We start from the raw sequence: 17660 nt of genomic DNA on the forward strand, positions 1-17660 counted from the left end.
TTGCGCGCGGGCCATGGCGGCGTCGATCTTCGCTTTCTTCAGCGCCGCTTCGTCCGTAACAGGCGCAGCCGCGGGCGCTGGCTCCGCGATGGCGCCCTGCGCTTCGGCTGTCGCCAGAGCGGCCTTGGCCTCCTCGGCGGCGACGCGCAGCTCGGTGACCTGGCTGCGCAGTTGTTCGGTGTCGTGGGCGGCCAGTTGTTTCTCGGCTTTCTTCAGCGCGACCTGGGCCATGCTTGCCTCGATCTTCAGACGCTTGAGCTGGTCGGGCGCATTGCCCACGGCCTTCTCGGCCTTCACTCGTTCGATCACCGATTGCGCGGCCGGCGCGGCAGGCGCTTGCACTTCAGGCTGGTGTGCCTGCACGCGGGCGGCACGCTCCTGGCGAGCCAGACGGTCGGCAGTGCGTTGCTCCTCCTCGCGACGCAGGCGCTCCTGGCGTTGCTCGAAGCGCAGGCGCCAGTGCTCGGCCTTCAGCTGGCGTTGTTCCAGGTCGCGGATCTCGGCTTTGGACGCCCGGTAGTACTGCACCAGCGGAATGCTCGACGGGCAGACGTAGGCGCAGGCGCCGCACTCGATGCAGTCGAACAGGTCATGCGCCATCAGCTGGTCGTGGTCTTCGGCGAAGAAATACAGCTGCTGCGGCAGCAGGCTGGCGGGGCAGACCTGCGCGCAGTCGCCACAGCGGATGCAGGGCATCTCCGGCGGCGGTGGCGGAAGTTCCTCGCGGGTGGCGGCCAGCAGGCAGTTGGCGGTCTTGATCAGCGGCACGTCCAGCGAGGGCAGGGCGGCGCCCATCAGCGGCCCGCCAAGCAGCAGGCGGTCCAGCCTGGCCTGGTCGAGACCGGCGAACTCCAGCAGCTCGACCACCGGCGTGCCGAGCAGCGCTTCGACGTTGCACGGACGCGCCAGCGCGGCGCCGGTGAGGGTGGTGATGCGCGAGATCAGCGGCCGCCCGCGCAACACGGCATCGGCCACAGCAACGGCGGTGCCGACGTTCACGCAGAGCATGCCGATGTCCGCCGGCAGCCCGCCGGCAGGGACTTCGCGACCGGTGAGAAGCTGGATCAGCTGGCGCTCGCCGCCAGAGGGATAGCGGGTCGGCACCGCTTGCAGGCGGATCGACCGCTCGCCGATGGCGGCCTGCACGGCGGCGATCGCCTCGGGCTTGTCGTCCTCGATGCCGAGCAGCACCTGCTGCGGCTGGAGGATGTGCATCAATACTTCGATGCCTTCCACCAGTTCGGTGGCGCGCTCGCGCATCAGCAGGTCGTCGGCGCTGATATAGGGCTCACACTCGGCGCCGTTGATGATCAGGGTGTGCAGGTCGTCCTGGGCGCGGGCGGCCAGCTTGGCGGCGGTGGGGAAGCCGGCGCCGCCCAGACCGGCGATGCCGGCCTGGCGAATGCGCTGCAGCAGTTCGACCCCGGAGAGGGACGCGTACTGGGTCTCGGGTTTCAGCGTCGTCCACTCGTCCCGGCCATCGCTGTCGATGACGATGGCGGCCACCGACAGGCCGGAGCTGTGTGGATAGGGTTGCTCGCTGATCTCCACTACGGTGCCGGAGGTCGGCGCATGCAGCGCGGCGCTGATGGCGCTGCCGGCCTCGGCGATCAGCTGGCCCTTGAGTACGCGCTCGCCGACTTCGACGCACGGCACGGCGGGCTCGCCAATATGTTGCTGCAGCGGAATTACCAGTCGGCGCGGCAACGGCGGCTGCTGAATCGGCAAGGCGGTGGATTGCTGCTTGTTGGCCGGCAATTGCAGGCCGCCGGGGAAATTCCAGACCTGTGCGTTCATGCTGCCTGCTCCCGGTCGGTCTGGATCAGCCGGCCCCGGGGCAGCGGCCATTTCCAGTCGGCGACTCGCAGCGGCAGGTCGCGCATCTCGATGCAATCCACCGGGCAGGGCTCCAGGCACAGGTCGCAGCCGGTGCATTCGTCGGCTATCACCGTGTGCATCAGCTTGGCCGCGCCGACGATGGCGTCCACCGGGCAGGCGCGGATGCACTTGGTGCAGCCGATGCACTCGGCTTCGCGGATGTAGGCCACGCGTGCCGGAGTTTCTTCGGCGGCGTCCAGCGGCAATGGCTCGACGTCCAGCAGTTCGGCGAGGGCGGCGATGGTCGCGGCGCCGCCGGGCGGGCACTTGTTGATCGCGTCGCCCTCGGCGATGGCCTGGGCGTAGGGCTTGCAGCCGGCGTAGCCGCACTGTCCGCACTGGGTCTGCGGCAGCAGGTCGTTGATCTGCCCGGCGACGGATTCGTCGGCGACTTTCACTCGTGCCGCCTGCATGCGCAACGCCACGGCCCCGGCGAGGCCGGCCAGGATGATCAGCAGCGCCGCGATCATGGCTTGAGCAACCCGCTGAAGCCCATGAATGCCAGCGACATTAGCCCGGCGGTAATCATGCCGATGGCCGCGCCCTTGAACGGCTTGGGCACGTCGGCGAGGGCGATGCGCTCACGCAGGGCGGCGAACAGCACCAGCACCAGGGTAAAGCCCAGCCCGGCGCCGAAGCCCTGGAAGGTGGATTGCAGGAAGCCGAATTCGGCGTTGCGCACATTCAGCAGCGCCACGCCGAGCACGATGCAGTTGGTGGTGATCAGCGGCAGGAAGATGCCCAGTGTTTGCGCCAGTAGCGGGCTGGTCTTCTTCACCAGCAGCTCGGTGAACTGCACCACCACGGCGATCACCAGGATGAAGCCGATGGTGCGCAGGTACTCCAGGTCCAGCGGCTGCAGCACGTAGCGTTGCAGGATGTAGCTCGCCGCCGAGGCGAGGGTGAGCACGAAGGTGGTCGCCAAAGCCAGCGCCAGCGCCGTCTCGATCTTGCGCGAAACGCCCATGAACGGGCAGATGCCGAGGAATTGCACCAGCACGAAGTTGTTGACCAGGATGGCGCTGATCAGGATCAGGGCGAGTTCGGTCATGGCTGGCGACCGGTGCGCAGGCGTGGGTTGTTCATGCTCAGATGCCGCTGATCAGCAGGTCGATGGCGGCGATGATCTCCAGGCGCAGGTGCGCCAGGCTGCCCACCGGCTCGCCCAGCTCGCGACGGGAAATACCGGCCATCTGCGGAGTCAGCAGCAGGAGCGTCTCATCGCCGACGCGTACTTCCGGCATCAGCCGATTGATCCCGGCCAGCCCCTTGGCGCGGCTGAGCGGGATGACCATGCGCGTGTTCAGGGAGGCGAGCAGGTCGCTCTGCACGTCCAGCAGCAGCGGGACTGCCTCGCGGGTGCGCGGATTGGCGTTGCGGTAGAGGTCGAACTGCTTCATCAGAAGCTCCGCAATCCATCGCTGAACACGCCGGTTTCCTCGACATGCTGGTTGTAGGTTTCGATGGCTTCGCGGTTCTGCTCCAGCCAGCGCTGGCCCAGGCGCTCCTTGACCACGTCGGCCAGCGCCTCCTCCAGCACCGCCGAGAGGTTCACGTCCAGTTCCCGGGCCTGTTTCAGCAGGTCGCTGTTGAGGCTGAGGTTGGTGGCTTTCTTCGGCGCCTGGGGGTCATAGGTCGTGTGCATGGGCACCTCCACGGTAGATGCGCATAGGTTATGCGCATTACCGGTCAGGGACAATCTTCCCGCGCGGTAAATCAGTTGCGATGGCAGGGCGGCGGGAGGAATATCGGCGGCTGCCGAACCCGCCCGGTTTTCCCCACGGACCTGCCCATGCCCAGAAGCTTCACCGCCCTCTGCCTGCTGTTCTCCAGTGCGCTGGCCTCGGCCGCCCCTTTCAACACCGCTGACCTGATCGGTTGGCCGCGGATGAATGTCGCCGACTTCGCCTGCCTGCTGGAGCAGCGCACCGGCCATGCCGACGCGCAGTTCAGCTGCGCCGCCAGCAGGAAGCTGAGCGACTGGGGGGACGCCTGCCATGCCACGGATATCAGCTACGCCGGTCCGCAGCTACCGGAAGCGCTGGTGCGCCAGATCGATTCGCGCATCGCGGCGGTGGACCTGGACTGGGAGTTCGGCCGCCTGCAGTCGGTCAACGTCACCTTCGACAGGATCATGACTGCCGACGAAGTCGCCGATATCTTCCCGGAGGTGAACCTGGACGACCCCACTTCACGGGCCAACCTGAGCAATGCCTCGCTGCAGGATTGCGCCGAGGATGCATCGTGCCTGTATCTGGAAGGCTTCGAGCATCTGGGAGCGGCGGATGTGGAGTGTGAGGATTCCCCTCAATAGGTCATGCAGGCGGCGTTGAGCAATCCCACGCACAGCGAGGCGCCGCCGAGGAATACACCGTGGGCCAGGGTATTGCTTTCGATGCCGCCCTTGAGCTCCGGCACCAGCCGCGACAGCCCGAGGAACACCAGTACCTGCACTAGCATGGCGATCACTCCCCAGACCAGCATGTCGACCAGGCTGACGCTGTGGGCGATGGCGCTCGCCAGTGGCAGGGCGAAGCCCAGCAGGGTACCGACCAGGGCCACGGCGGCGCTGATGTTGCCCTGGCGGATCAGCTGGATTTCCGCGTAGGGCGTCAGGCGAATGTAGAGGCGGGTGAACAGGCCGAACAGGCCGATGGCGGAGGCAAAGTAGGCGAGGAAGTTGGGCAGGGTCTGCAGCAGGTTCATGGCGGATCCTTCAGACGAAATAGTGGGGAACGAAGCGGCTGCTGTCGCGGGTGATGGCGCTGGCGTCCTCGCGGATGCCCAGGCCGGCGGCCTGGCCGTCGATCACCCAGCAGCCGAGCACGGCGTAGTTGCCATCGTGGTTGGCCAGCGGCGCATAGCCCTGGTAGATGCAGGGCGCGTCGGCGTGGGGGCCGTCGCTTTCCAGTTGCAGGTCGCCGACGACGATGCGGATGTTCTCGCCTTCGCGCGAATACAGCGGCTTGCGCACGTAAGCGCCGGGGATGTCCTGGCGGTAGCTGGCCGGTAGCAGGTTCGGGTGATTCGGGTTGAGCTTCCAGAGGATCGGCAGCATGGCCTTGCTCGACATCAGCAGCTTCCACGCCGGCTCCAGGAAGCGGATGTCGCTGCGCTCCAGGTGTTCGGCGAAGCTGTCCTGCAGCAGCCATTCCCAGGGGTAGAGCTTGAAGCAGTGGCGGATGTCCTGCTCGTACTGGTCGATGAAGGTGCCGCGCCCGGCGTGGTGGCCGATGAACTCCAGCGGCAGGTAGCGCGTGGGCAGCCCGGCCTGGTGCGCGGTGTCGAGCAGGTAGAGGGCGTTGCCGGTGTCTTCCTCGTGGCCGTCGATGGCGGTGAAGTGCAGCAGGCCGTCCGGGGTGATGGCCTTCCAGCGCGCGATCAGCTTCTCGTGCAGCGAGTTGAACTGGTCGGCGGCCGGGTTCACGTCGTTCAGCCACTGCCACTGCACCACGCTGGCTTCCAGCAGGCCGGTGGGGGTGTCGGCGTTGTACTCGAGCATCTTCGGCGGGCCTTCGCCGTTCCAGGCGAAGTCGAAGCGGCCATAGAGGCTCGGGTCCTGGCGGTTCCAGGAACGGATGATTTCCTCGCGGGCACCCGGCGGCAGCTGGAAGGGCTCGAAGTGTCCGGTGCGGATCACCCATTCCACGCATTCCAGGTAGCGCTGGTGCAGGTCTTCGCTGGCGGCTTCCAGCGTCTCGATCTGTTCGAGGCTGAATTCGTAGGCCACCGATTCGTCCCAGTACCGGCCGTCGATGCTGTGGAAGGTGAAACCGACCGCCTCGCAGCGCTCGCGCCAGTCGGCGCGCGGCGTCATGGCCAGGCGACGCATCAGCCGCCCCCGGAGAAGCGCGCGCCGGAGTGGCCGAAACCACCGCGGGTGACCAGCTGGCGCGACTGTACCTGGTAGTTCTGCGCGGTTTTCGGTCGCGAGCCATCTTCGTAGCTCGGCCCGCGGTAGCGCCCGGAACTGCTGCCGGTGTAACTGCCGCCACCGCTCCTGCTGGTGGATTCGGGCTCGCAGGCGTTGGGCGTGGCGCCCCAGTCCTTCAGGCAGTCCTCGCGGTTGGCGTAGAGGTCGCGGTACACCGGGTTGTGGTGCAGCACGTTGTAGAGCAACCCGCCGGTGAGCAGGGTCGTGAAGACGATATTGGACTTCTTCATGTTGGCTTAGCGGGGCGCCGGGATCCGAGCTTTCGCCAGAGCCAGCGCAGGGCCAGGCCGGCGATGAGCAGCACCACCAGTAGCGGCAGGCCGAAAGCGGCCACCTGAATGGCGTTGACGGTGCCGTCGGTGAGTTCGTCGAGGGAGTTGCCGAAGGCCTTGCCGATGCGTGACCAGCGGCCGGTGGGCTGGTACTCGCTGGCGAAGTCCAGAGTCAGCAGGTTGGTCGATAGGCGCCGTTGCTGCTGGGCCGAGTCCTGGCGGGCGGCGTGCAGTTGCTGCTCGACCTCGGCGGTGGCCTTGGCCAGGGCCAGCAGGTCGCTGACGCTCATCTCCTTGCGGCCCTGGAAGCCTTGCAGGGTCTGGTATTCGCGCTCCAGCCGGTCGCGCAGCTGCTGGTTGTCGCTGACGGCCTGGGCGAGGTCTTCGGCGCGGGTGCTGCGGCTCTGCAGTTGTCCGCCTTCTGCCGCGAGGGCGACGAGTTTTTCCACGCCATCGGGGACGATGCGCACGACGAGGTGTGCATTGCGCATCTGGCTGTCGCCGCTCTGCTCGATGGCGATCAGCTCGCATTGGCCGAAGCGGTCCTGGGTGCAGGCATCGCGGGTGGCGGCCAGTTGCGCGTCGATGCGCTCGCTGGCCAGGCGGATGCCGACCTGGTGCTCATAGGCGAGGAAGGAGCCGGCTTTCGCCGCTCCCCCCTGGACAGCGGCGCCGGAACCGGCGGCGTGCTCCGAGGGAGCGCCGCAGCCGGCGAGGGCAGCGCTGAGGACGAGCGCTGCCCAGTGGTGCAGTTTCATCGATGGCCTCCTTGCCGTGATGCAGTGTCTTGCGTGACGAGTGTCTTACTTGACGCGCTGGCCGGGCTTGGCGCCGCTGTCGGGGCTGAGCAGGTAGATCTCTTCGCCGCCGGGGCCGGCAGCCAGGACCATGCCCTCGGAGATGCCGAACTTCATCTTGCGCGGCGCCAGGTTGGCCACGTACAGGGTCAGGCGGCCTTCGAGCTTGCTCGGGTCCGGATAGGCGCTCTTGATGCCGGAGAACACGTTGCGCTTCTCGTCGCCGATATCCAGGGACAGGCGCAGCAGCTTGTCGGCGCCTTCGACGAACTCGCACTTCTCGATCAGGGCGATGCGCAGGTCGACGGCGGCGAAGGCGTCGAAGTTGATTTCCGCGGCCAGCGGGTCCTTGGTCAGTTCGCCATTGCCCTTGGGCTGATTGGCGGCGGCGAGGTCTTCCTTGGAGGCTTCGATCATGGCTTCGATTTTCGCGGGCTCGATACGGGTCATCAGCGGGTTGAACGGGTTGAGTGGGTGGTTGGCCAGCAGTTGCTCATGGTCGGCCCATTTCAGCGGGGCGACGTTGAGGAAGGCTTCGGCGGCTTCGGCCAGCTTCGGCAGCACGGGCTTCAAGAAGATCACCAGCTGGCGGAACAGGTTCACGCCCAGGGCGCAGATGGCCTGGACTTCGTCCTGCTTGCCTTCCTGCTTGTTCAGCGACCAGGGCGCCTTGTCGGCGATCCAGGCGTTGGCCTGGTCGGCCAGGGCCATGATCTCGCGCATGGCGCGGCCGAAGTCGCGGGCTTCATAGGCGGCGGCGATGCTTGGCGCGGCGCTGTGGAAGGCTTCGACCAGCTCCGGCGCGGGGTTGGCGTCCACCAGCAGGCCGTTGTTGCCCTTGTGGATGAAGCCGGCGCAACGGCTGGCGATGTTGACCACCTTGCCGACCAGGTCGGAGTTGACCTTCTGCACGAAGTCCTCGAGGTTCAGGTCGAGGTCGTCCACGCCACGCCCCAGCTTGGAGGCGTAGTAGTAACGCAGGTATTCCGGGTCCAGGTGGTCCAGATAGGTGCGCGCCTTGACGAAGGTGCCGCGCGATTTGGACATCTTCTGGCCGTTGACGGTCAGGTAGCCGTGCACGTTCAGCGCGGTGGGCTTGCGGTAGCCGGCGCCTTCGAGCATGGCCGGCCAGAACAGCGCGTGGAAGTTGACGATGTCCTTGCCGATGAAGTGGTACAGCTCGGCGTCGGAACCCTGTTGCCAGTAGGCGTCGAAGTCCAGTTCCGGGCGACGTGCGCAGAGGTTCTTGAAGCTGGCCATGTAGCCGATCGGCGCGTCCAGCCAGACGTAGAAGTACTTGCCCGGCGCGTCGGGAATCTCGAAGCCGAAGTAGGGCGCATCGCGGGAGATGTCCCATTCCTGCAGGCCGGCATCCAGCCACTCGGCGAGCTTGTTGGCCACCGAGTCCTGCAGGGTGCCGCTGCGCGTCCACTGCTGCAGCATCTGCTGGAAGTCAGGCAGCTTGAAGAAGTAGTGCAGCGACTCCTTGAGCACCGGGGTGGCGCCGGAGATCGCCGATTTCGGGTCCTTCAGCTCGGTGGGCGAGTAGGTCGCGCCGCAGGCTTCGCAGTTGTCGCCGTACTGGTCGGCGGTGCCGCACTTGGGGCAGGTGCCCTTGATGAAGCGGTCGGCCAGGAACATCTGCTTTTCTGGGTCGAAGTACTGGGTCACCGGACGGGTGGCGATGTGGCCGGCCTCGCGCAGCTTCAGGTAGATGGCCGAGGACAGCTCGCGGTTCTCTTCCGAGTGGGTCGAGTGGTAGTTGTCGAAGTCGACCATGAAGTCGGCGAAGTCGGCCATGTGCTCGGCGCGCACGCCGTCGATCAGCTGCTCGGAGGTGATGCCTTCGCGTTCGGCGCGCAGCATGATGGCCGAGCCGTGGGCGTCGTCCGCGCACACGTACACCGCCTGGTTGCCACGCATCTTCTGGAAGCGCACCCAGATGTCGGTCTGGATGTACTCCAGCATGTGACCCAGGTGGATCGAACCATTGGCGTAGGGCAGGGCGCTGGTGACGAGGATCTTGCGGGCTTCGGACATGATGATCGGCCGTTCCGGTTAAAACGAGGGAATCGGCAACTATATAGGGGCGGGGGGAAATTTTCATCCGTGAGCCGCTTGGCTGTCAGGGTGAGTTGGCCCTTGTGCAGGGGGCGCTGGGCTGTTCGCGAGCAAGCTCGCTCCTACGAAAAGCCGCCTTGTACGAGGCTGGTCTGCAGGAGCGAGGGGGACGCCCAGTTCTTGCTCGCGAACCCTGCCTACCCCCGATGATCCCGAGCAAGGCGGCGGCGAGAGGCGTAAGATACCCGCCCATTCTGCTCAGTCTTTCATCGGGAGTACCCATGGGCGCCGCCAACCGAGCCACGGTGGAAAACCTTCTCCGCCAGATCAACGACCCTCACACCGGCCAGAACCTGCTGGAAGCCGGCTACCTGCGCGAGCTGGACATCCAGGGCGGGGGCATCTCGCTGACCCTGGAGCTGGGCTATGCGGCTGGCCTGTTCAAGAACGGCCTGGCGCAGACCGTGCAGATGGCCCTGGAGGCGCTGGACGGCGTCGACTCGGCCCAGGTCCGGGTGGAAACCCACATCTCCGCACACAAGGCCCAGGCCCAGGTGCCGGGCATGAGTAACGTCAAGAACATCATCGCCGTGGCGTCCGGCAAGGGCGGCGTGGGCAAGTCCACCACTGCCGCCAACCTCGCGCTGGCGTTGGCCCGCGAGGGGGCGAAGGTGGGCATTCTCGACGCCGACATCTATGGCCCGAGCCAGGGCATCATGTTCGGCATCCCCGAAGGCACCCGGCCGCAGATCCGCGAGCAGAAGTGGTTCGTCCCGCTGCAAGCCCACGGCGTGGAAGTCATGTCCATGGCCTTTCTTACCGACGACAACACGCCGGTGGTGTGGCGCGGCCCGATGGTCTCCGGCGCGCTGATCCAGCTGATTACCCAGACCGCCTGGAACGACCTGGACTACCTGGTCATCGACATGCCGCCGGGCACCGGCGACATCCAGCTGACCCTTGCGCAGAAGGTCCCGGTGGCCGGCTCGGTGATCGTCACCACCCCGCAGGACCTGGCCCTGCTCGACGCGAAGAAAGGCGTGGAGATGTTCCGCAAGGTCAACATCCCGGTGCTGGGCGTGGTCGAGAACATGGCCGTGCACATCTGCTCCCATTGCGGCCACGCCGAGCACCTGTTCGGCGAAGGCGGGGGCGAGAAGCTGGCCGCGCAGTACGGCGTCGAACTGCTGGCGTCGCTGCCGCTGTCCATGGCCATCCGCATGCAGGCCGACGGCGGCAAGCCCACCGTGATCGCCGACCCGGAAAGCCAGCTGGCGATGATCTACCAGGAAATGGCCCGCAGCGTCGGCGCCCGCATCGCCCTGAGCGAGAAGGCCGCGCCGGACATGCCGAACATCTCCATCAGCGACGACTGATCTGTGACAACGCCGCCGGGCGCGCCCCTTTGCCGGGCGGCGCGCCTGCCGGTAAGATTCGCCTTCTTTTTTCAACCGCCGCACAGGACACCCGCCATGAGCATCAAATCGGACAAGTGGATTCGCCGCATGGCTCAGGAACACGGCATGATCGAGCCGTTCGTCGAGCGCCAGATTCGTGGTGCCGATGACAGCCGGGTGATTTCCTACGGTGTTTCCAGCTACGGCTACGACGTGCGCTGCGCCGCCGAATTCAAGGTGTTCACCAACATCCACTCGGCCGTGGTCGACCCGAAGAACTTCGACGAGAAGAGCTTCGTGGACATTAACAGCGACGTCTGCATCATCCCGCCGAACTCCTTCGCCCTGGCCCGCACCGTCGAGTACTTCCGCATCCCGCGCGACGTGCTGACCATCTGCCTGGGCAAGAGCACCTACGCGCGCTGCGGCATCATCGTCAACGTGACCCCGCTGGAACCGGAGTGGGAAGGCCACGTGACCCTGGAGTTCTCCAACACCACCAACCTGCCGGCGAAGATCTACGCCAACGAAGGCGTGGCGCAGATGCTGTTCCTGCAGTCGGACGAAGCCTGCGAAGTCTCCTACCGCGATCGCGGCGGCAAGTACCAGGGCCAGACCGGCGTCACTCTGCCCAAGGCCTGATCGCGTTCATGCGGTGGAAAACCGGGCCAAGGCCCGGTTTTTTATTGCCCATCCTCCCCGGCGACCATCGGAATCTGTAGGAGCGAGCTTGCTCGCGAATGGAACGGCTCGGTGCTCACCGGCAAGCGCCGTTCGCGAGCAAGCTCGCTCCTACACGGGGCACCGTGCCAGGATAAACGTCGCCCGGTCCTCCAGGCTGCCGAGGGGTAGCTCCAGCACGCGGTAGCCCAAATCTTCGTACACCTCCGCCATCACCGCCGCGGTGCGTTGCGCCTCGGCGAAGTCCTGTCGGCGTTCGGCGTCGTTGCGGTAGATGGCTTCCCAGGCGGGGGCGAGAAAAACGGTAGACCCATAGCGCTGCTCCCGCGCCGCGCGTTCCAGGCCCTCCGGGGGCGCCAGGCCGCAGAGCCGTGCGTAGCCCAGCACATCCGGCAGGCCGCGATCGAACAGCCACTGCCCGCCCGCATCGAGCGCCCGTGCGCGGGTGGTCAGCGCGTGCTCGAACATTTCCCGGCAGAAGGCGCCCCGGTTTGCCCACGGCAATGCATCGCCGCCACGAGCCAGTTGCTCGCGGATGATGGCGCGGCCGCCTTCCTCTACGACGTTCAGGCCGTGATGCCGGTGCAGATGATCGAGCAGCGTGCTCTTGCCGGCGCCGGGGCCGCCGGTGATGACGATGAGGGATTCGGACATGGCGATGACTCCTGTAGGAAAGGATGCGAGGGAGTACAGGCCGGGAAGGGCGTTGCGAAGGGAGGTGCAGCGGAATCGGAGCGGGAAAAAAGAAAGGCACCCAGAGGGTGCCTGAATATGATCATGGAGTAAGTCGACAAATCTGATTCCGGGGCGGGAAGCAAGTTCCCGACCCCGAAGAAATATTTTTCAGATCATCACTTCTCCGGCACCAGCGTCAGGCGCTTCACGCCGTAGACCTTCTCCAGGTTCTGCGACTGGAAGGGGAAGCTCATGTAGTTGCCCTTCAGCCAGGCGTCGATGCCGTCCGCGTAGTGCGGGCTGGCCGGGTTGCCGGACTGGCCGCTGCTGTTGAGGCCGATCATCGGCTCGCTCTGGCCGAAGTCGACAACGATGCGCATGGCCGGGATCAGCCAGGTGTTGAAGTCCTGGCCCCAGTGGTAGGCCGAGACGTTCAGCGTGCTGTGGTCGCCGCCGGCCGGGTAGGGGCCGCGGTCCAGGTAGCCCTTGATCGCGCCGAGGCTGGCGCGGTCGCCGGCGCTCAGGTTCGGCGCCATCTTGGTGCTGTCGCTGACCCACTCGTAGGTGTGCAGCTTGCCCCACTGCCAGGCGCGGCGGTCGCTGCCCAGCTTCTGCTCGCAGAAGGCGGTGGCGGCGGCCAGGCTGCGGGCGAGGATCGCCGGCTTGTCTTCCTTCTGCGGGGTACGGGTGTCATCCCAGAACGGGCTGTCGTCGCGGCCCAGCAGGTGGTCGGCCTGGGCCGAGTAGGACAGGTTGGCGGTCTCGACGAAAGCCTTCCAGGATGGGCTGTCTTCCGGGCCCAGTTCGTCGAGGAATATCTGCCTGGTGCTCTCCTGCAGGAAGGCTTCGTACAACGCAGCGTCGCCGGAGGTGGCCGAGAGCTTGCCGTCGAACGCCATGATCCGCTCCAGCGCTTCGCGGGCGCGGGCGCGCTGGTCGGCGGGCAGGGCATCGATGGCCTTCTTCAGCGGCTGCGCCATGCCCGGCGCATCCAGCATCGACTGCAGCTTGCCGGCGAACGGCGTGGTCTGGTCGTACTGCATGGCGATCATGCTGCGGTAGTCGTGGCTCTTGCTGCCGCCGGCGAGCTGGGCGATGCGCTCGTAGCGCTCCGGGTAGTACCAGGAACTGGACAGCTGCGCGCCGTAGCCCGGCTGCACGCTGCGGTGGTTGGCGGTGCCCAGCCAGCCCTGCGCCGGGTCCTGGTCGGACGGGTGCAGGATCGGGTCGGCGTAGCCGTCCCAGTCATAGCGGCCGTCCCAGCCGGGGGAGGGCAGCAGGCCGCGGCCTTCCTTGCGGTTGGGGAAGCGCCCGGTGACCTGCCAGCCGATGTGCTTCTCGTCGGCGAAGACGATGTTCAGCGCCATCGCGCGCACGTCGCGGGTGGCGTCGAAGGCCTGCTCGACGTTCTTCGCACGGGAAAGATCGAAGAAGGCGTCGAGGGTACGGTCGGTTTCGCCCTGGATGCTCTGGTAGGCGATGCCGTAGCCACTGGACAGCGGCAGCGGTTGCAGGTCGTGCTTGCGCTCGCCCAGCGCGCTGTTGAGCAGCGGGCCATGGCGGGTCTCGTAGATGACCTCGCGGACCGGGCTCCGGCTCTTGATGAAGAAGGTCTCGTTGCGTTCGACCGCCGGTTTCCACTGGCCGTCGGCGAGGTAGTAGAGCTTGCTGCCCTGGCGCTTGACCTGCTCGAGGAAGAGGTCCTGGTTGTCGCCCATGACCATGGTCATGCCCCAGGCCAGCTTGCCGTTGAAGCCGGCGACCACGCCCGGCACGCCGGCGATGGAGACGCCCGCGGCGTTGTACTTGGGCGAGCGGATCTGCACGTAGTTCCACACCGAGGGCATGGACAGCGGCAGGTGGGTGTCGTTGGCCAGGATGCTCTTGCCGCTGCGCGTGCGCTGCGGGGCGATGGCCCAGTTGTTGGAGGCGGCGACGCCCATCATCTGCAGCGCGGCGACCTGGCCGGCGGCGCGGTCGAGGGCGTCGAGGCCGGCGATCCTGCCGTCCAGGCGCAGGCCCTTGAGCTTCTCGGCTTCCTCGAAGGGCAGCGCTTCGTCCGGGTAGATCGGCGTCAGCCAGGGCAGCTTGTCGGCACCGACCTTCTGCGCGAGCACCAGGGAGGCGATCTCTTCCTGCAGGTTCACCGCCAGGCCGAAGTTCAGCAGGCTGAAGACCAGCGCGGAGTCTTCCGGCTTCCAGTACTCGGGACGATAGCCGGACTCGGCGAGGTCCATCGGCAGCCTGTCGCGGTAGCGGTACAGGTAGGCGTTGACGCCGCGCGCGTAGGTCTCGAAGAAGCGCTTGAGGCGCGGCGAGGAGCCGGCATAGAGCGCATCGGCGGCCTTCTTCAGGTTCACCGTGCGCATGAAACGGTCGGTCTCCAGCGCGCCGGGGCCGACCATCTCGGACAGTCGCCCTTGCGCCATCAGTCGCAGGCCGACCATCTGGCTGATGCGGTCGCTGGCATGCACGTAGCCCAGGGTGAACAGCGCGTCGTGGAAGGTGCTGGTCTCGATCAGCGGCATGCCCAGGCTATTGCGGCGGATCGACACGTTGTCCGCCAGGCCCTTGATCGGCTGCACGCCATAGCTGGGCGGCAGGCTGCCTGCATAGCGGTCGTTGAGCCAGCCCTGGCAGCCGGTGAGGCTGACAGCGGCGCTGAGGGTGGCGGCAAGGCCGAAGCTGGGAAGCCGGCGGAAGGCTCGCGGGGCCATGGGGATGTGCTCCTGCACGAAGAGGTCGCGGAAAAGGCGCTACGTTAGTGAGCCGAGGATAGCTGTGCAAGCCACGCGCGGCGGGATTTTCAGCCGCCGACGAAGAGACGGGCCGGACAGCAGAAGGCCCGCGCTCGGCGGGCCTTCTTCGCAGTGCTCGGGGCCTGGGTCAGGCGCCGTGGCACTTCTTGTACTTGCTGCCGCTGCCGCAGGGGCAAGGATCGTTGCGGCCCACGTCCTTGAGCGGATTACGCGCAGGCTCATGGCTGTGGTTGCAGTGCGGGCCGTGCACGTGGCCGTGATCATGGTGGTGGTCATGATCGTGGTCGTGGTTGCAGTTCGGACCGTGTACGTGGGGTTCCTGGCTCATGGTGACGCTCACTCGGGGATGAAATCGCCGGGAATTATCTCGCCATTGCGAGCGATGTGCACGCTCTGTCCGAACAGCAGTCCGGTCTTCACCTCGCCGGTGAGGTTGTAGCGGATTGGCTTGTCCGGGTCTTCCAGCAGCTTGACGATGTACTTCATGTGCCGCCACAGGTTGGTGGTCACCGGCACCTCGAAGGTTTCGTGACCATTGGCCGGCACTGTGAACCAGTTATTCGACTCGCCCTCGGCGAGATCGACATCATTGAGCTTGACCTTGTAGGCCAGGCCGCGAACCGGGAGGCTGAAGTCGTTCGGGTTGTCGATGCGGAAATGCAGGACGAACTCCTGCTCCAGCAAGCGAGCTTTCACGACGTCGACTTTCTGCAGCTTCACGTCGGGTTGCTCGAAATTGCCCGACATCCAGCCGCAGCCGGAGACGAGGCTGAACAGCCAGAACAGGCTGAAAATTCTTATCATTTGCGCCTGATAATTCATGTCTACCCCTCAAGACGCCCCAGTGTACCAAGCACCTGCTCGGCCGCAAGTTGTTGTTACGTTAAAAGAAGCTGCACCATACTGGCCGAATGTAACCGGCGGGTTAACACAGGAGAGTGAAGATGAGCCGCTATGAGATTGCCTTCTCGGGGCAGACCGTCCCGGGTGCTCAGCTGGAAACGGTCAAAGCCAACCTGGCCAGGCTGTTCCAGGCCGACGCCCAGCGCATCGAACTGCTGTTCTCCGGCCGCCGCATGGTGATCAAGAACAACCTCGACGCCGAGGCCGCGGAAAAGTACCGCAGTGTGATCGAGCGCGCCGGTGCAGCCGGCTGCGTCCAACGCTGCGCCGCAAGGTCGCCTGAAGGTCGCGCCGCGTGACGAGTACATGGCCGCTTTCTCCGATGTCGATGCGCCGGACTTCGGCCTGGCGCCGGTGGGCACCGACCTGCAGGACGAGAAACCCGAGGCCCGGGCGCCGCGCGTGGACCTCAGCCAGTTCAGCGTCGCCCCGGTGGGCAGCGACATGGGCCAGGCCAAACCGGCTCCCGCCGGCCCGGCGCCGGACACCAGCCATCTCAAGCTGCAGGACTGATCAATCGCCCTGGTGCGGGTCGTCCTTGTAGACGAACTTGGGCATTTCCCAGCGGAAGCGGATCGCCAGCATGCGGAACAGGAAGCCGGAGAACAGGGTGATCAGCATGGCCTGTTCCCTGGGCAGGTCGATCTGCAGGCAGATCAGGTAGCACCAGGCGCTGGCGAAGGACACGCTGGCGTACAGCTCGCGGCGGAAGATCAGCGGCACGTCGTTGCAGAAGATGTCCCGCAGGATGCCGCCGAACACCCCGGTGATCACCCCGCTCACGGCGGCGATCAGCAGGCTGTGGCCCATTTCCAGGCTGACCTGGCAACCGATCAGGGTGAAGGCCACCAGGCCCACGGCGTCCAGCGCGAGGAACATCGAGCGCAGGTGGCGCATCAGCGGGGCGATGAACACGGTGAACAGCGCGGCGCCGGCCGTCAGTGCCAGGTACTCCGGGTGACGCACCCAGGTCAGCGGGTAGTGGCCCAGCAGCATGTCGCGCACCGAGCCGCCACCCAGGGCGGTGACGCACGCCACCAGCACCACGCCGAACAGGTCCATGCTCCGCCGGCCGGCGGACAGCGCGCCGGTCATGGCTTCGGCGGTGATGGCGATGATGTAGAGAACGGTCAGCAGCATGGCGAGGTCCGGCAGGGGTAGCCGGTGCGGCGAAAACCCGCCGCCCCGGAAAAAAGCGCGGATTCTAGCCCAGACACCGCACGCCCCCAAGTGGGGCGCGTTCGCGCCTTACTCGATTCTGTCCTACTCGATCCTGGCCTACTCGATCCACGGACCGCAGCATTTCTTCAGCTTGCCGCCGGCGCCGCAGGGGCACGGGTCGTTGCGCCCCAGTTTCATCGGCACGGTCGGGTCGAGGAAGTACCAGCGGCCGTCGCGCTGGACGAATCCCGAGCATTCGCGGTGGCTGTGTTCGCCGGCGGCGTCGTGCCAGCGCGCGATGAAGGTCACCCGCGCATGCTCCGGCTGGCCGCCGAGCACTTCATGGCTCACCACTTCCAGGCCCAGCCAGGTGCTGCCCAGGCTCCAGCTGCGGATGGCGTCCAGGTCCAGCGCCTGTTGCTGCGCAGGCAGGGTGGTATCGCGCAGGTAATCCACCAGGCCCAGCGCGTACGCACTGTAGCGTGAGCGCATCAATGCCTCGGCAGTGGGCGCCGCGACACCGGCATGGAAACGCCCGCAGCAGTCGGGTAATGGACGGCCGCTGCCGCAGGGGCAGGTCGGTTCGGTCATGGTCACCACCAGTACTTCCCAAAGTTTTCCGGGTTGGCCCAGAACTTCGCGTTGAGCCAGTCCGGGACCTGTTTGTATTCGTGCAAATCGTAGGTGAACAGGGTGATCACCTGCTCGTCGCGCTGGAAACGCTCGCTGGCCTGCATGGCCAGGGCGTAGAAGTCCGCATCCTGCGCCTGGGCGGCGTCGAGGTCGACCAGCACGGCCACGCGGCTGCTGTTGAGGTTGCGGATGCCGCCGACCAGTTGCTGCGCCTCGCGGCGCGGCAGATGTTCCAGGCAATCGGCCAGCAGCGCGAGGTCGTAGCGCTGGCCGGCCAGCTCGGCCGGCAGCGCACCGGCATCGGCGTGAAACAGCTCACAATCCGGATGCGCCGCGAGGAAGGCGTCCACGGCGGGAATCTGGCTGGCGCCTACCAGCAGCAAGCGTTGCGGGGCGTAGCGATCCAGCAGGGCGGCGAGGGCTTGTTGCGGCGTGCGTGTCGAAATCATGGGGCTCGTCGAAGGCAAAAAATAATGAACGAAGACTAGCGTGTGACACCCATATGGCCT

General features: G+C 66.2%; 20 protein-coding genes and 1 pseudogene. 4 read left to right on the plus strand and 17 right to left on the minus strand.

Annotated elements, in window-relative coordinates:
• The 5 genes from rsxC to ACCC94_RS12740 all read right to left on the minus strand — a co-directional run.
• A partial coding sequence (rsxC, locus tag ACCC94_RS12720; RefSeq protein WP_413349818.1) for an electron transport complex subunit RsxC occupies positions 1-1797 on the minus strand: 1797 nt, incomplete at its 3' end.
• Positions 1794-2348: an electron transport complex subunit RsxB gene (gene rsxB, locus ACCC94_RS12725; protein WP_413349819.1), complete on the minus strand. Its 555-nt coding sequence runs from the start codon at positions 2346-2348 to the stop codon at positions 1794-1796. The genes rsxC and rsxB, both read right to left, overlap by 4 nt.
• The gene (gene rsxA / locus ACCC94_RS12730; protein WP_413349820.1) at positions 2345-2929 is read right to left on the minus strand and encodes an electron transport complex subunit RsxA; all 585 of its coding nucleotides are present in this window, start codon (positions 2927-2929) and stop codon (positions 2345-2347) included. The genes rsxB and rsxA overlap by 4 nt, the downstream gene beginning before the upstream one ends.
• Positions 2930-2966: 37 nt before the next feature.
• Positions 2967-3278, minus strand: coding sequence for a CcdB family protein (locus ACCC94_RS12735; RefSeq protein WP_413349821.1), 312 nt, complete (start codon positions 3276-3278; stop codon positions 2967-2969).
• Positions 3278-3523: a type II toxin-antitoxin system CcdA family antitoxin gene (locus ACCC94_RS12740; RefSeq protein ID WP_045209847.1), complete on the minus strand. Its 246-nt coding sequence runs from the start codon at positions 3521-3523 to the stop codon at positions 3278-3280. The genes ACCC94_RS12735 and ACCC94_RS12740 overlap by 1 nt, the downstream gene beginning before the upstream one ends.
• 147 nt (positions 3524-3670) lie before the next feature.
• On the opposite strand from ACCC94_RS12740, the gene ACCC94_RS12745 reads away from it, so the two are divergent.
• Positions 3671-4192 carry a hypothetical protein gene (locus tag ACCC94_RS12745; protein WP_413349822.1) on the plus strand — a complete coding sequence of 174 codons (522 nt, stop codon included), beginning with the start codon at positions 3671-3673 and terminating at the stop codon, positions 4190-4192.
• Here the strand turns inward: ACCC94_RS12745 and ACCC94_RS12750 are convergent.
• Genes ACCC94_RS12750 through metG form a run of 5 tightly spaced genes read right to left on the minus strand, consistent with a single transcriptional unit; the run spans position 4186 to position 8921 of the window.
• Entirely contained in the window at positions 4186-4584 is a 399-nt protein-coding gene (locus ACCC94_RS12750) for a DUF350 domain-containing protein (protein WP_413349823.1), read from the minus strand. The two genes, ACCC94_RS12745 and ACCC94_RS12750, sit on opposite strands and share 7 nt — an antisense overlap.
• 10 nt (positions 4585-4594) lie before the next feature.
• Entirely contained in the window at positions 4595-5710 is a 1116-nt protein-coding gene (locus ACCC94_RS12755) for a glutathionylspermidine synthase family protein (RefSeq protein WP_413349824.1), read from the minus strand.
• Positions 5710-6042: a hypothetical protein gene (locus ACCC94_RS12760; protein ID WP_413349825.1), complete on the minus strand. Its 333-nt coding sequence runs from the start codon at positions 6040-6042 to the stop codon at positions 5710-5712. Before ACCC94_RS12760 ends, ACCC94_RS12755 begins: the two co-directional genes overlap by 1 nt.
• Positions 6039-6836, minus strand: a complete 798-nt coding sequence (locus ACCC94_RS12765; protein ID WP_413349841.1) for a DUF4349 domain-containing protein — start codon at positions 6834-6836, stop codon at positions 6039-6041. Before ACCC94_RS12765 ends, ACCC94_RS12760 begins: the two co-directional genes overlap by 4 nt.
• A gap of 51 nt (positions 6837-6887) precedes the next feature.
• Positions 6888-8921 (minus strand): methionine--tRNA ligase, encoded by a 2034-nt coding sequence (gene metG, locus ACCC94_RS12770; RefSeq protein ID WP_413349826.1) that lies wholly within the window; start codon positions 8919-8921, stop codon positions 6888-6890.
• A gap of 302 nt (positions 8922-9223) precedes the next feature.
• Here metG and apbC point away from each other — a divergent pair, with 302 nt between their 5' ends.
• Both apbC and dcd read left to right on the plus strand, forming a co-directional pair.
• A complete protein-coding gene (gene apbC, locus ACCC94_RS12775; RefSeq protein ID WP_413349827.1) occupies positions 9224-10318 on the plus strand; it encodes an iron-sulfur cluster carrier protein ApbC in 1095 nt (364 codons plus the stop codon).
• A gap of 96 nt (positions 10319-10414) precedes the next feature.
• The gene (gene dcd / locus ACCC94_RS12780; protein WP_254471607.1) at positions 10415-10981 is read left to right on the plus strand and encodes a dCTP deaminase; all 567 of its coding nucleotides are present in this window, start codon (positions 10415-10417) and stop codon (positions 10979-10981) included.
• 150 nt (positions 10982-11131) lie between these two features.
• On the opposite strand, the gene ACCC94_RS12785 is transcribed toward dcd, so the two are convergent.
• From ACCC94_RS12785 to ACCC94_RS12800, 4 genes are all read right to left on the minus strand, one after another.
• Positions 11132-11674 carry an AAA family ATPase gene (locus ACCC94_RS12785; protein WP_413349828.1) on the minus strand — a complete coding sequence of 181 codons (543 nt, stop codon included), beginning with the start codon at positions 11672-11674 and terminating at the stop codon, positions 11132-11134.
• Positions 11675-11871: 197 nt separating this feature from the next.
• A complete protein-coding gene (locus ACCC94_RS12790; protein ID WP_413349829.1) occupies positions 11872-14412 on the minus strand; it encodes a penicillin acylase family protein in 2541 nt (846 codons plus the stop codon).
• Positions 14413-14581: 169 nt separating this feature from the next.
• A complete protein-coding gene (locus ACCC94_RS12795) occupies positions 14582-14782 on the minus strand; it encodes an SEC-C metal-binding domain-containing protein (protein WP_024765232.1) in 201 nt (66 codons plus the stop codon).
• A gap of 8 nt (positions 14783-14790) precedes the next feature.
• Entirely contained in the window at positions 14791-15276 is a 486-nt protein-coding gene (locus tag ACCC94_RS12800; protein ID WP_413349830.1) for an LEA type 2 family protein, read from the minus strand.
• A 122-nt stretch (positions 15277-15398) separates the two neighbouring features.
• Between ACCC94_RS12800 and ACCC94_RS12805 the strand changes: the two are divergent.
• Positions 15399-15870: pseudogene (locus ACCC94_RS12805) on the plus strand (hypothetical protein).
• Here ACCC94_RS12805 and ACCC94_RS12810 read toward each other — a convergent pair.
• The 3 genes from ACCC94_RS12810 to ACCC94_RS12820 all read right to left on the minus strand — a co-directional run bounded on the left by ACCC94_RS12810 (position 15871) and on the right by ACCC94_RS12820 (position 17600).
• On the minus strand, positions 15871-16497 hold the full coding sequence (locus tag ACCC94_RS12810; protein ID WP_413349831.1) for a trimeric intracellular cation channel family protein: 627 nt from the start codon (positions 16495-16497) through the stop codon (positions 15871-15873).
• Positions 16498-16635: 138 nt separating this feature from the next.
• Complete coding sequence (locus tag ACCC94_RS12815; RefSeq protein ID WP_413349832.1) at positions 16636-17109, minus strand: YchJ family protein; 474 nt, start codon at positions 17107-17109, stop codon at positions 16636-16638.
• 2 nt (positions 17110-17111) lie between these two features.
• Positions 17112-17600, minus strand: coding sequence for a DUF6231 family protein (locus ACCC94_RS12820; protein ID WP_081517734.1), 489 nt, complete (start codon positions 17598-17600; stop codon positions 17112-17114).
• Between the last annotated feature and the right edge of the window lie 60 nt (positions 17601-17660).

Source organism: Pseudomonas sp. Pseusp97, from assembly GCF_047304025.1.
Classification (GTDB): domain Bacteria; phylum Pseudomonadota; class Gammaproteobacteria; order Pseudomonadales; family Pseudomonadaceae; genus Pseudomonas.